Source organism: Magnetococcales bacterium (assembly GCA_015228815.1).
Taxonomy (GTDB): domain Bacteria; phylum Pseudomonadota; class Magnetococcia; order Magnetococcales; family UBA8363; genus UBA8363.
On sequence record JADGCV010000012.1, the window covers coordinates 61013 to 75101 of the forward strand.

At 55.6% G+C, this 14089-nt stretch carries 10 protein-coding genes; 6 read left to right on the plus strand and 4 right to left on the minus strand.

Features of this window, described 5'->3' with window-relative positions; translation table 11 throughout:
* Nucleotide 1: 1 nt before the first annotated feature.
* Nucleotides 2-586, plus strand: a complete 585-nt coding sequence (locus HQL76_07100) for a TetR/AcrR family transcriptional regulator (GenBank protein ID MBF0108923.1) — start codon at nucleotides 2-4, stop codon at nucleotides 584-586.
* Between the two features lie 58 nt (nucleotides 587-644).
* Nucleotides 645-1172 (plus strand): hypothetical protein, encoded by a 528-nt coding sequence (locus HQL76_07105; protein ID MBF0108924.1) that lies wholly within the window; start codon nucleotides 645-647, stop codon nucleotides 1170-1172.
* A 341-nt stretch (nucleotides 1173-1513) separates the two neighbouring features.
* Here the strand turns inward: HQL76_07105 and HQL76_07110 are convergent, their stop codons facing one another.
* From HQL76_07110 to fliB, 4 genes are all read right to left on the minus strand, one after another.
* Nucleotides 1514-4600 carry a nitrate- and nitrite sensing domain-containing protein gene (locus HQL76_07110; GenBank protein ID MBF0108925.1) on the minus strand — a complete coding sequence of 1029 codons (3087 nt, stop codon included), beginning with the start codon at nucleotides 4598-4600 and terminating at the stop codon, nucleotides 1514-1516.
* Nucleotides 4601-5034: 434 nt separating this feature from the next.
* Nucleotides 5035-6267 (minus strand): glycosyltransferase family 9 protein, encoded by a 1233-nt coding sequence (locus HQL76_07115; GenBank protein ID MBF0108926.1) that lies wholly within the window; start codon nucleotides 6265-6267, stop codon nucleotides 5035-5037.
* 14 nt (nucleotides 6268-6281) lie between these two features.
* Entirely contained in the window at nucleotides 6282-8153 is a 1872-nt protein-coding gene (locus tag HQL76_07120; GenBank protein MBF0108927.1) for a hypothetical protein, read from the minus strand.
* 15 nt (nucleotides 8154-8168) lie between these two features.
* Nucleotides 8169-9446, minus strand: a complete 1278-nt coding sequence (gene fliB, locus HQL76_07125) for a flagellin lysine-N-methylase (GenBank protein ID MBF0108928.1) — start codon at nucleotides 9444-9446, stop codon at nucleotides 8169-8171.
* Between the two features lie 189 nt (nucleotides 9447-9635).
* On the opposite strand from fliB, the gene HQL76_07130 reads away from it, so the two are divergent.
* The 4 genes from HQL76_07130 to HQL76_07145 all read left to right on the plus strand — a co-directional run bounded on the left by HQL76_07130 (nucleotide 9636) and on the right by HQL76_07145 (nucleotide 13901).
* The gene (locus HQL76_07130) at nucleotides 9636-10289 is read left to right on the plus strand and encodes a transposase (protein ID MBF0108929.1); all 654 of its coding nucleotides are present in this window, start codon (nucleotides 9636-9638) and stop codon (nucleotides 10287-10289) included.
* Between the two features lie 676 nt (nucleotides 10290-10965).
* On the plus strand, nucleotides 10966-11574 hold the full coding sequence (locus tag HQL76_07135) for a TerD family protein (GenBank protein MBF0108930.1): 609 nt from the start codon (nucleotides 10966-10968) through the stop codon (nucleotides 11572-11574).
* A 231-nt stretch (nucleotides 11575-11805) separates the two neighbouring features.
* Nucleotides 11806-12381 carry a TerD family protein gene (locus HQL76_07140; protein ID MBF0108931.1) on the plus strand — a complete coding sequence of 192 codons (576 nt, stop codon included), beginning with the start codon at nucleotides 11806-11808 and terminating at the stop codon, nucleotides 12379-12381.
* 194 nt (nucleotides 12382-12575) lie between these two features.
* Nucleotides 12576-13901 carry a VWA domain-containing protein gene (locus HQL76_07145; GenBank protein MBF0108932.1) on the plus strand — a complete coding sequence of 442 codons (1326 nt, stop codon included), beginning with the start codon at nucleotides 12576-12578 and terminating at the stop codon, nucleotides 13899-13901.
* Nucleotides 13902-14089 lie beyond the last annotated feature (188 nt).

Here is a 14089-nt window from a genome sequence, read left to right on the forward strand (position 1 = left end):
CATGGGACGAACGAGCGACGCCAGGGAACGACTGATCCAAAGCGGCATGGAGCTGATCCACGCCGGAGGATACACTCAGGCTGGCGTCCAGGAAATCTGCGATCAGGCCGGAGTGCGCAAGGGAAGTTTCTACCATTTCTTCCCTTCCAAGGGCGATCTGGCCCTGGCGGTGGTGGAGCGCTTCCAGGAGCAGGCCCGGGAAATCTTTCTCGACCGGGCGTTGGCGTCGGATCTGCCCCCGGGGGAGCGCATCCTGCGCTTCTTCACCCTGGCCGGAGAGATCCAACAGGGGTTCAAGGAGGCGGACGGGTGGGTCAAGGGGTGTCCCTTCGCCAACCTGGCCCTGGAGATGAGCACTCGTGACCAGGCCTTGCGCCTTTTGTTGGAGCAGGTGCTTCAAGGGGTGATCCAGCAACTCGAAGGTGTGGCGCGGGAGGCGGGTCAGCCCCCATCAGCCGCGCAGCGGACGGCGGAAGCGATCTTTTCCCTCTTCGAGGGGGCCATCCTGCTGGCCAAGACCCGCAACGATCCGGAGGTCATTCGTCGCATGGGCGCAGTAGCCCAAACCTTGATCGAGATGGCGTGATTTTTTTTATCTGCATTATAGATGTCCAGTCAACTAACATCCATTTCAGGAGACCACCATGTCGTTGATCACCCTGCAATCCACCGAAACCGCCGCCAGCCCGGTGACGGAGATTTACGCCCAGTTTCGTCAAATGTTGGGTTATGTGCCGTCGCCGATGCAGCTTTTGGGCGTCAGTCCGCCGTTGTTGCAATCCTTTGCCGCCCAGGCGGGATATTTTTTCAGCGGTCAGCAGGAGTTGGACGGTGTGCTTCTGGCATGGATGCGTTATCTCGGCGCCCAGAGGCTGGCCTGCAAAGTTTGCATCGACCTGAACGCCGGCATGCTGCTCCAGATGGGGGCGACGCAGGAGGATTTGGATGCGGCGCGGAAGAACCCCGCCACGGTCCCCCTGCCGGAAAAGGAAAAAACCATGCTTTTGTTCGTCCTGGATGCGGTGCAAAACGACAAGGGCGTCACCCCGGCGACCATCGCCCGGCTGCGCGAACAGGGCTACAGTGAACGGGCCATTTTCGAAGGGGCGGCCTATGCTGCGTACAGCCTGTATGCGGATACTCTGCTGAACATTTTCCAGGTGGAGGAATGACCATACCCTGGAAGAGGGGATGGCGTAACCGTTCAGGCCCCGTCATTCCCTGCTACAGTGGGGATCCAGGATTTGCGGAGCCTTCCTGGATCCCCTCTTTTGCTTAGGAGGACGTTTGTCAAGCGGGGGTATGAACGATTGCGGGATGGCGAGGATTGCCGTTCTCAAAATTTCACACGGCGGCCTGTGAGATTGTTCGATTCGAGGGGGGTACGCTTCAGGCATTGCACATGATGGTTTCTCTTTCCATGGGACAAGTCTGCAACACCGCTTCCGGCAACGTCCATTCCCGATGTTTGCCAGCAGGGGCCATGGGTGCGTTGTTTCTGGCGCCGGTCCATTTACGCCGATTGAATTTTTCTCCGGTCCCGGTCGGCGGCTTCCAGATACAAACGATCGAGAAATTCGAAAAGTTCATCCTTGACGGTGCTGAATCGATCGATTTCGCGTTCCGCCTCGGCGACGTTTCCTTCTTCCGTCAACCGGATCGCCTCGCGGGCGATTTCGTGAACCAGGTGATGTACCGGGCCGATCTTCCTGAAAGAGTCCATTGCGCCGAACCGGGCTTTCCCATCGCCGTCATACCATTTGCCGAAGTCACATTCATGCCCGCTTGCGACCTGTTCCGGTCGCAGCGTCGTCCGTCCCCGAACGGCACTTTCCAATTTTCCAAGCCAGGCAAGGTGGGCCAGCTTGATTTTTTCCACATCGAAGGGTTCTTCCGTCAAACGAAGGTCCCGTACCGCCTCCAGCAATCGTTTACCGGGAATGCTCATGGAGTCCAGAAGCAGGGCGGTGTGATGAATGGAACCGTTGATGAGAATGATCTGGCGCCGGACCTCCCGGACACGTTGGTTGGCGTTCGAGGTCGATTCGGCGGCGGTCCTGGCCGATTGGGCGACCGTTCGGGTCCCGGTATGGATGGCGATGCTTTGTTGCGCCAGCGTATCGGCGGCGGTCGCGGCCTCGGAGGCCAGGCGTGCCACATCCTGGGTGCCATTGGCGGCGCTCAACGCCGATCGGGCGACATCTTCCGCCGCCTGGCTCAACTCCCTGGCATTCCGGGTCACATCCCCCGCGGCGTGCGCCACTTCATCGATGGAGCGGGCAATCGCGCCGACACTGTCCGCCTGCTCATCCACCGCAAGGGTGATGACGGCGTTGGATTGATCGATACGATCAATGCTTTCGGTGATTTCTCCATTGGCCAGGGCAACCTTTTTGGTCGTATCCTGGATTTCCTGGATCTTGTCCGAGATCATCTTGGTCGCCTCGCTGGTCTGACGGGCCAGGTCCTTGACCTCGTTGGCGACCACCGCAAACCCTTTTCCCGCCTCTCCCGCTCCCGCCGCCTCGATGGCGGCGTTCAGAGACAGCATGTTCGTCTGGGCGGCAATATCCCGAATAATGTTGACGACATGCCCGATCTCCTGGGCCGAGGTGGCCAATTGTTCCATGACCCGACTGGTCCCCTTGGCGTTTTCATTGGCCTGCTTGGATTCCTGACTGGCCAGTTGACACCGGCGCCGAACTTGTTCCAGGGACAGGGTGACCTCCTTGACCGCGCCCGCCACCGTCGTGACCGAATGGTCCACCTGCTCCAGGCTTTGATTGACCCCGGAAATGTTGGCGGTGATCTCCTCGGCCGCCGAAGCCATGGTGGTGATGTCGTTGCTCGCCTTCTCGGCGCTCGTGGCAATGTTTGCGATATTGGCGGACAATTGTTCGGTCGCCGCGGAAATGGCTCCCACCTGCTCGGTTGCCCCTTCGATCGCCTGCCGAATGGTCGCAACCTGCCCTTCCACAAGGTCTTGACTCTCGGCAACCTCCTTGCTCAGATGGAGAATATTTGTCGAATCCTGGGCCAATCCATTCTTGACGACCGTCAGTTCCTCGATGTGGGCCGACATGGAACGGGTCTGAAGAAAAACCTGGCGAATGATGATTCCAAGACTGTCCACCATCGCCCGGATGGAACTGTAAATGCTCTCCGGATTGCGGTTCGTCTCCAGCATCAAGGTCAGATCGCCTCTGGAAACCGTTTCCACCACGCCCCTGACCTCCTCCGGTTCCCCGCCAAGCATGGCGAGGATATTGCCCGAAATCCGGATACTCACCACAATGGCGAGAAGAATCAGCCCAACCGTGACCAGCAGATACATGAAAAAGGCCCGATCCGCTTCCCCCTTGATCACCGTGGCCCGCGAGGACAGCTCCAGGGCAATCTTGTCCTCGATTTCCTTCAACAGATCGATCCGGATCGTCACCATCTTGAACCAATGATTCGGGTCGATGCCGAATCTTCCTGGAACAACCGCTTCCCAAAGCAGGGACAGGGCCTTGAGCGCCGGTCCGTCATCGATCGGGCCGACGTGTGTCGTCGTCGGATGGGACCGGTATTGCTTCAGGGTATCACGGAGCGTCAGCAAGGCCTGTTTCTCCTCCGGGGTCGCCACTTCCAGGAACGACTCGATGTGCCTGTCGATCTCTTGGAGGTCGGCGACGAATTGCCGTTCGGTTTCCGGCGTCGGGGTGAGGAGATGATCCTTGAGGTGGTGGATCATGCCGCCGTAGCCCATGCCGCGAACGATCGCGTTGTAATGATCGAGTTTCCTCGTCGTCAACCCTTTTCGGGTGGCGACCGTGCGCATTTCCAGAACCGAGTTTACCGCCTCATGGTCCATCTTCCGCGCAAAAAACTCGATCGACTCGGGTGCGGCAAAACTCTTGAAAACGGCAAAATACACATCCTGTTCCGTCACCGTGGCGCGAAACTGTTCGAACATTCCAGGACCGAATCGGTCTTGAGCGAAGGTGTTGGTCAGTATGGCCCGTTCGATTCCCGCCCGTTCCTTGCCGCGAAGAAAATTGTTGAAGGCATTTGAAATCGAAGCCATTTCAGGGTGTCCGACCGTTTTTTGCGAAATCTTGCCGATGGCCTCCAGGAAGGATTCGTTCATTCGTGTGTAATATTGGATCGCCTCGGGGGCCGTGGCCGTGAGTGAATCGACCTGACGACGCATGGTCTGGACCCCATCCAACTGCCTCATGGCACCGATCAGAACGGTAATGAATTCCTTTTCTTCGGGATTGGCGTCAAGCGCTTGTTCGGATTGTCGCAAATTAGCGGCGCGTCGATCGGATTCTTCCCTTTGGATCGGCAGTTCCACACGGAATTTCTCCCCTTTGCTTCCCAGAAACCCGACTGTCATCCCCCGTTCTTTCTGTAGTTCATGAACCAGGGCGCCAATCTGGACGGTCAACCGGGACAATCGTTCCACCGCCCCCATATCCCGTGATGTGCCATATCGTTCCAGCACGTTGAGGCTGCCGAACCAGATCAATCCCACCAAGGGGAAAAACAACAGGAGGATCAACCGGGTTCTGAGTTTCAAATGGATCCGGGGAAACAGGGTGTTAAACATCATCGATGGCTCCAGGGAAACCTTTGACGGATAAAACATGATTATTTGTATTTATTTTACAAACTTAGGCCATTCTGTCTGCAAATAAATATTTATTTACATTGTCGGTGTCAATAGCCATCGAGAGAGTTATTGACCCAAATCAAGGATCATGAGATCGGGTTCAATGAATCTTTTCGCGATCCGACCCAAATAGTTCATTCTATCCACTCCCGTTCCTGGAGTGGTCCTTCATCCTCCATGTCGGGAAAATCCGGAATGGATCCCGCACAACGGTCCAGAAATTCCTGGACATCCCATGGTCTGGCAGGGTTTGGCCAATCACCTGAATCGATCAAGGTCATGGTTATTCTCCAGTTGTTCTGATGGCCTGTCGTCACACACGCTCCCGGATCAGCACCGGCACGTTAATGAACGTCCAGCTTCGCCCAGCAGCCTTATGCGGGTGGTACATGATTTTCCGATGCGTCGAGCAGTGCGCGCGCCGCCTGGTGGACCTCATCGACGGTGATCATTTGCATGCAGCGATTGTCGGTGCAGGGGGAGCGTTTCTGGTTGTAGACCGAGACGCAGGGACTGCACGCCAGGGGATGATGGATGACTCGGGCATGGGGGCTTGATGGTCCGAAAAGGCGGGGTGTTTCGGGGCCGAAAAGGGCCACGAGCGGCAGTTCGGTGACCGAGGAAAAATGGACCGGACCCGAATCGTTGGTCACCATGAGATGGCAGAGGGAATAAAGGTCGATCAAGGATTCCAGGGTGGTCTCTCCTGCCATGTTGACGACCCGCGAATCGCCGATCCTTTGCCGCAGATGTTCCAGGGGGGGGCGTTCTCCGGGGGATCCGGTCAGGAGGATCAGAAGGTTGTTGTCGTCGGCCAGGAGGCGTTTGCCGAGTTCCACAAAGTTTTCGCTGGCCCATCTTCGTGCCGGAATCAGGTCGCTCGCATTGGCATTGAGGATGACCAGGCGATGCGTCTTGGTCAGGGATGGATACAGCCGTTGCAACAACGCCCACATGGCCTGTTGTTCCCTGGCGCTTCTTTGAATCCGCAACCGTTCCAGAGGCAGATCCTCGATGACCCTTTTGACCAGGGGGTCGTCCCGGGGTTCTTCTTCGAGCGCCATGGCCAGGGACAGGTAGGAGCGGGTGATATGCTGATGTGGATTGTAGATCACCTCATGGGTCAGCAACCGTCCCATGTAATGTCCTTCCTCGAAAAAGCGGTGAAAACCGACCCGGCGTCGGGCGCCGCTCGAAAAGGCGAGCAGGGTGCTGAATCGGGTATGGACCTCCAGGTTGATCGTGGCATCGAGTTTCAGTCGGCGCATTTGGACGATGGCCTTCAGGGTATCCAGGATGAACAGTGGCAGGGGCGATGAACGCAGGAGAATCCGATGCCGTTCCTGGTTGAATCCCAGAAGGTTGAGAATCCCCTGGCTGCCCTTGAAGGAGAGAAAATACAATTCCGCGCCGGGATGGCGCTGCCGCAGCCAGTGCAGCGCGGGATGGGCAAGTACCAGGGCGCCCGTTTCGGCGATGCAGATCAGGAGAATGCGCCCAGGCGCTTCGGTTGGAAGCGGGCGGTGGCGTCGTCGCCAGAGGGAGGCCACCAGGCACAGCAGGCTTCCCAGCCATCGATCGATCGAACGCATGAGGTCTGGATGCACGGATCGGGTGCCTTTCACGGAAACGACCAGGTATTCCCCGGAGAGAGGGACTGACTTCTCCGCCAGACGCCCGTGACCCCACCGGCCATGATGCCGAAAAGGGTCACCAGGCCGAGCCATTCGGCGGTTTCCTGTCCCTGGGGTTTGTGAAACGGAAACGTCCGATAGTGTGTGAACCGCTCCAATGAGTCGCGTTGTTCCCTCCGGAAATGGTCGCCCACCTGGCATTGGTTTTCAAGGGGCGCAAGGTAACAGGCGGGATTTTTCATGTTGAATCCTTTTTCGGTGGCACTGAATACCATTCCCATCACCAGGGGGGCATACGGAAAGCGCTGCAACGCCGGACCCAGGACGGGTTCGTTGCAAAACATCGTCGATATGCCGCGGACCATGCGGTTGTCGCGGTCGAGGGGCAGGGCGACCTGGCGGGTTTCCGGATCGATCACGGCATCAAGCCGATGGATGTGGAAGGGGATGTCCGCGGCGTGTTGGCGCTGCCAGGCGGAAAGGATCGGGGCAGGGTCGTAGGATTCGCGGATCCAGGGCTGCCCATCGACCATGAACGGGTGGGCGAAGGCGACCAGAAGACCGGCCAGGGCCAGTTCACGGCGATGCCCCGGCGCCCAGTTCCAACGATCATGGGCGACGAAGATCCAGAGGAGGACGAGTCCGGGATAAATCGACCAGCCCTCGATCAGAGGGGTTCCCGCACGCAGAAGGGGGGCTTCCCGGAGGAAAGGGTCCCACAGCGGCGAATGGACCGCCGTGGCCAGGGGGAGGACGGCAAGAAGGATCAGAAGGACGATCCGGGTAACCTGTCGGCGCGGGGTGAAGGTTTTTTCCCGGGTTTCGCGGCGCCGATGCCACCAAAGGACCAGGGTGGCGACCAGAAATGCCAGGGGGATGAAGGTCACCTGCACCAGAGGCGCGAAGGACACGAAGGGAAAGGAGGGATCGATGAGGTGGCCGGCGAGGGTTTGTTCATCGACGGGGGTGAAAAACAGGCTTTCGAACAGCAGGGAAAACGCAGTATCCAATGCCGTCAGACCGGCAAGGGGGGTGGGAGCGGCGCCCAGATGATCGAGAAAACGGATCCCTGGCCACCATTTGGCGGCGGACAAGGCGGTGGCGACCAGGAGTGCCAGGGCCAGAGGGGTCCAGAAGCGGTGGTTGTCCACGGGATGGGTGATCCGCAGGGTCAGATGGACGAGCGCCAGGAAAAGCAGGGTCGAGGGAATCAGCGACAGGGCGCCGCACCAGACTCCGTAGGACAAAAGCGTTCCGGCGGCGATGGCCTGGAAAAATAAATTTTCGGGTCCGGCCTCCGGGATGCGATTTCCCGTGGCTCCAGGGGTGCGGCGTGGCGAAGCGGACCGGGTCAGAAGCCAGGCGATCCATGGGGTGAGCATGAGAAAGTGGTGGGCGCTCGCCCCGAGGATCATCGAATGGTTGAAGGCGCCGTTGAAGGCAAAGAGTACCGCTCCCAGGACGGCGGTCGGGGTCGAGACTGCGAAACGGTCCGAAAGGAGCCTGAGAAAACCGAAATAACCCACCAGGGCGAACAGATGAAAGGTGACCTGGATGCTTTTCAGGGGATCCATGAACAGCGTCAGCGCCTGGGGGAGCGAATAAAACGGATTGTCCGGATTTGGGAATGCCGGCAGACCGCCGCAAAAGGCGGGGGTGAACCAGGGGGGATCCAGGAAACTGTTGTTTTTCAACCACAGAAAACCATCCAGAAGACGGGGCAGGGTGACGGCATGTCCCGGCCCCAGGAGTCCCCGGTCACCGGAAAGAAATGGGCCAAGGGCCATGACATGGACCACCAGGACCAGGACTGCCAGTCCCAGGCGAATCGTCCCTTGCCGCCAAAGGTGTGTGTTCATGAATCATCTACCCGTTCAAAAGGTGATCAACGCCACCAGGTGCGGCAGCGTGGTCACTCCCTGGTCTTCGACAGCCACGCGCATCCGTCCAAGAAGGTTGGGATTGTGACCGATCGACTTGGCAAATTGTTGCACGGTATGGACGACCTCTGTTTCCAACAGATTTTTTTGTTCCTTGTTGTCCCGGGGCCAGGTTTCGCGTGTTTGGGCCAGGAGTCCGAAGAGGATGAAACGCAATACCGCCAGAAACAGCAGCAGTTCCCGGACATAAGCCAGAAGGCTTTTTTCCTTGAGGTAGGGTTGGCTCATGATGTGGTTCAAGGCAAAATGGGTCTGATACTGGTCGAGTTCGCGGGAAAACCCCTGGTGCCAGAATGCTTTGGCCGCATGGTAACGGTGAAGGACCTCGTCGATCCCCGCGGCGATTCCTTGAGGTTCGACCTTGCCTCCCAGACCCTTCAGAGACTGCACCAGCAGGGAGCGGAAGGCAACCGTTCCCGCCTGGGAAAAACCGGCGTCCAGCAGATGTCGAAGCAACTCCAGACATTTTTTTTCCAATCGTGGGATTTCTTCGAAGCGTCGATGAACTTCCTGTTGGATCTCCGGACGGTTGATGCGCCGGATTTCCTGGTCGAGGAGGGCGGTGTTCGCGGTCATTTTGGCATGGAAAAACGGTTCGACCCGGTTTGCAAAATATCCGAGGAGGAAAAGCCGTGTCGCGATGGGATATTCCTTGAGACGGCACAGCAGAAACAATTCGGCGCGTACCCGGTCGAACTGGGCGACGTAAGGGTCGCCATGGTGCAAATCGATGATGAACTGGTGGGGAATGTCGTTGCCGATCATTCCGTCCCGCAGGGGCGCGACCGTCATCGCCTGGGGATCCAGAAGACAGCGCCGCGCCGTTTCGGGGCAGGCCAGGGTCGCCGACAGTTCCAGTCTTCGTCCGACAATCGAAAGGACCCGTGGAAAACGACTACAGAGACGCGGCAGTACCGCCTCGCCAAATCTCCTTTGCAGCGAACAGAGGTGTTCGTCGTCCAGAAACGGGCACCGGGCATCCGGTGTGCTTCGGATTGCAAACCGCCCTTCGTCGCTCGCCCCGTCGATGCGGACCACCTTGTCTCGAAGCTCCGTTTTTCCCTCGGGGTCGGTTTCAAGAAAACCACACAGTCTTCGATGATCATCGGCGCTCAAGGGAATCGCCCAATCGGTGCAGCAGGAATCACCGCAGCGCGATCCGATGCAGGAAAAACCGGCCAGATAATTCAAAGTGATCGACTCGATGAACATGGCGCCCCTGCCAGCGAAGGTTCGATGGACCAACCCTGGTCCAAGTTGAACATGGTATTTTATATTTCAATGATAATCAACAAGATACAATCTTGTTTTCGCTCATGTTACAAATTGTGTGATCGGTTGATTATTGAATCTTGAAGAGGCACTCTCATGTGATCGCACAGAACACGCAGGGAGATGCCCATGATGCTGTTTCCGATTACCCAGTTGATGGATGAGCAAAAATGCTACGACCATCTTGTAGAAATCTTGCATCCAGGAGGGTTGAAGTGTCCACAATGCCATGCATTTTTGAGTGCAACCAAGGTTCACCGGAAGGATCGTGCGCCTCTTCTGTACTATCGGTGTTCTTGTGGTCGGGTCTTCAACGCATTGACCGGAACGATCTGGCAGGGAACGCACCATCCATGCTCGACCGTTATCCGTATCCTGCAGGGAATCGCGCAGGGGGTGCCGACGAACCATCTGGACACGGCTTGGCAGGATCTGAATCCGCTCTTGCTGAAGGCTACCAAACCAGGGACAACCGTAAACACGGATGATTGGACCGGATATCTTCCACTGTCAAACAATGGGAGAGTCCATGTGACTGTTTGCCACTCTCTCAAGAACCCAGTATGGGCGCGAGATCTGGATGGAGACGGCGTTCGCGAAGTCCATAACAACACCATGGAAGGCACATGGGTCGGCTTGCGGAACTTTTTGCGCCTGTTTCGTGGTGTCAGCAAGGTCTACCTCCAGCAGTATGTGGCTATGCACGAATGGGCGCATAACCTCAAGAATGTGACGCTGGAATTCCTCAGAATTTTATGCGGCGTCACACGATTTGCAACATGAGCGGAAAAAATGATGGGAACCATGGGGTTCGTTCGGCGCTTACGGCTGAACTTGGCTATACATGTTAAACGTGTATCAATAATGAAAGGTAGAACGATGCTGATTCAGGGAATGAGCGTGGCTCGTGCTTGATGAATCCTTGTTCCTGAAACTTACAATTGTCCTGATTTTCCCGATGCGATTTGTTGACAACCCGGAGAAGTTGTAGTACAACTATCACCCATAAAGATGTGCGTTTCATTGTGGTGAAAAGTTTATATTTCTTATGTTATTCATAATTTTCCCGCATCGAGAGTCGAGGAGTTTCTTGTTTTCGGTTGATCTGCAGGTTCAAAAGGATCTTGGTTGATCTTAATTTTTTAGTTTTCAGTTTTTTTAATGAGAATTATTGGTTGATATATATATCTAATTATTAAGGTTTATACATTGCTAACATAGATGGAGATGGTGTTTGCCGTTTTATTCTAATAGTTGTTATGACCGAGCCATATTGATTCATATTGCTCTTGTAGTGGGTAGGGTGTCGTTCCAGTAAAGTTTAATTTTAGAAGAGTATGATTAGAATTCTATCGCGCAAGTTTCAACCTTGCCTTGCTGGAGTAGTCGCTGTTCTGGACAAATGCGGTAGCGTCCATATACGTCAACCTCATTGGGAAGGCACGAAGGAGACATTAAGATGCCTATCAGTCTTGTTAAAGGGCAAAAAGTTAGTCTGGAAAAAAGCGGTACCAGTCTGAAACAAGTGTGTGTGGGCCTGAACTGGGGAGCCATCGAAACGAAGAAGTTCTTTGGTGGTAGGAAAGTTGTTGCCGTGGACTTGGACGCCAGTTGCGCGGTTTTCTCCGGAAAGAATGAATTGAAGGATATCGTTTATTTCGGAAACCTAACCAGCAGGGATGGGGCCATTCGGCATAGTGGAGATGATCGGACCGGCGATGCCGGTGGCGACGATGGCCTTGATAACGAGATCATTACCGTCGACTTTTCCAGGGTGGATGCCGGAATCGATAAGGTTGTTTTCGTTTTGAACAGTTACAAGGGGCAGGATTTCGCGACAGTCCCTTTTGCCAGGATCCGTATTTATGAAGGCAGCCCGGAACGGGTGGACAATGTGTTGGCCACTTTTGACATTGCTGCAGATCCAAAATATGCGGGCCACGTTTCCATGGTGATGGGGAGGTTTTACCGTCACCAGGGAGCCTGGAAGTTTGCGGCTATCGGTGATTCGACTACGGACAGAAAATTGGAAGATACGATTCGGACGGTGGCACGTCTTTACCTATGATGGTACGCCAGATTTGGATGGTATTCTTGGCAAGGGTGTGATACGGCCTGTGGACTTTGTTATGGATGTGAATTTTTCGCAGATTAGACATACTCCGGATGGGGCGTGCGCCTCGACTCTTTCCGCTATGGCGGGACATGCATCGTCTCGTTGCTGTCTTGCTAGATGATCGATTCGTCTCGTGTTTTATTTCGCAATCTGTGCGATCAATGGCCAATAGGAGGGTTCAATATGGCTGTTTCTTTATCGAAGGGTGGCAACGTTTCGTTGAGCAAAGAGGCTCCTGGTCTTTCCACCATTAACGTCGGTCTGGGCTGGGATGCTCGCGTTACCGACGGTTCGGCTTTTGACCTGGACGCATCGGCGTTTTTATTGAACGAGGTTGGCAAGGTTCGCAGCGACACTGACTTTATTTTCTATAACAATAAAAAGTCTTCCGACGGCTCGGTTGTTCACCAGGGCGATAACCAGACTGGTTCTGGCGACGGTGACGACGAGGCCATCTCCGTCAACCTGGATAAGGTCCCTGCTGGCGTGCAGAAGGTCGCTTTCTCGGTCACCATCCACGATGCTGATGTCCGCAAGCAGAACTTCGGTCAGGTCGCCAATGCCTACATTCGCGTCGTCAACAATGCCGATGGCAAGGAAATCGCCCGTTACGACTTGTCCGAGGACTTTTCGATCGAGACGGCCATGATCTTCGGCGAACTGTACCGCCACGGCGGCGAGTGGAAGTTCAAGGCCATCGGCCAAGGATTTGCTGGCGGACTTGGCCCGCTTGCCAAAAACTACGGCGTGAATGTCTAAAGGGGGCCGGAATGGGCGTTTTCCTCTAAGATCGGTTTTTCTTTATCCGTACCGATATGATGATGGCAAGAATTTACCGGTACACCGGCGGGTGGAAAATTTACACCATCGGCGAGAAGACGAACACTCGGATCTTTCACGACTTGGTATCGGCAATTTAGACGGCTCTTTAGGATCCGGAGAGAGAGGTAACAATGGGTGCGGTTGTCCTGATGCCGGGCGCGAACACTGACATACCTAAATGTCGCCAGGTGGCCGTTGTCGTTGGATGGGACCCGAAGTTTTCACCCGGGATGGAAATTGATGCATCGTCTTTCCTGGTCGGTGCAGACGGGAAGGTCCCAAGCGATGCGTATTTCGTCTTCTACGGTGAGCAGTCCTCGCCTGATGGTTCTGTCCGATTCCTGTCTTCCCCCTCGACCGGAGTCGACTTTGACGTCCAGGCGTTCGACGTGGATCTCGATAAGGTGCCTGCCCAAGTTGAAGCTATCGACGTCTGCGTTACCATTCATGAGGGGCAAGTTCGCAGGCAGAGCTTTGCAAACCTCAAGGGCGTGTTTGCCCGGCTCGTGGACTCTGTCTCGGGCCGGGAAATTGCCCGATTCGATCTGCATGTCGATGGCATGAAGGAGACGGCAATTACGCTGGCCAAGGTCTATCGCCGGAGCGGCCAATGGAAATTCCGGGCTGTCGGGCAAGGTTTCGCGGGTGGACTTGCTCCTCTGGCTCGCCGATACGGCGTTGATGTGGCCAACGAGATTCCGTCGCCGCCGGTTTCGGAATCGAAGGTACGCCTTGAAAAAAGGCTTGTCGATCTTGAGAAGAAGGCCCCTCATCTTGTCTCTTTGGCCAAGAAGGCCAGCGCTTCTGTGGATAAGTTCCATCTTTCCGGCACTGTCTGCCGGGTCGGTCTGGTGCTTGATGCCTCAGGTTCGATGTTGCGGCAGTACCAGCAGGGACGGGTACAGGAGGTCGTCGATAGAATATTCCCGCTTGCGGTACATTTCGATGATGACGGATCGTTGGATGTCTGGGCGTTCGCCGAAAAATCCAGGGAGTTAACACCGCTCACGTCGGACAGTGTGAAGTCTTACGTCGATCGTGAATGGGGTGGTTGGCAAAAATGGATGAGGGTATTGAACTCCGACATCAATTATGAGCCGGCTGTCATTCGGGCCGTCATTGACAGATACAGGGGCACCTTTACCACCCAAGCAGTTCAGCCGGTTTACGTTGTCTTTATCAGCGACGGAGGGGTTGGAAGCGATAAGGAAATAGAAAAGCTCCTCATCAAGGCATCACAATTGCCGATTTTCTGGCAATTCGTGGGCATCGGCGGCAGCAACTACGGAATCTTGAGGCGTTTCGACACGATGCAGGGACGATTCCTTGATAACTGTAATTTCTTCTCGTTGGATGACCTGCATAGCGTGACCGATCAGGAACTCTATGACCGGTTGCTTGCTGAATATCCGGAGTGGTTGAAGGAGGCTGCGGCCAAGGGCATCATCAGGGGTTGAAGGGGGACGATGGTATTTTCTTGCCACTGGGGCGAATGTGGGGTTGGATGCGCAAGCGTTCTCGTGTTTGCCTTCATCCACGATGGCGTTTCCAACTTCCACTACCGGATACTTTTTTGGCGATCTATCTCTTAGGTGTTTGGAATGGTGCCATCTTTCCATATCATGCATTTAGCAAACTGTCAGGA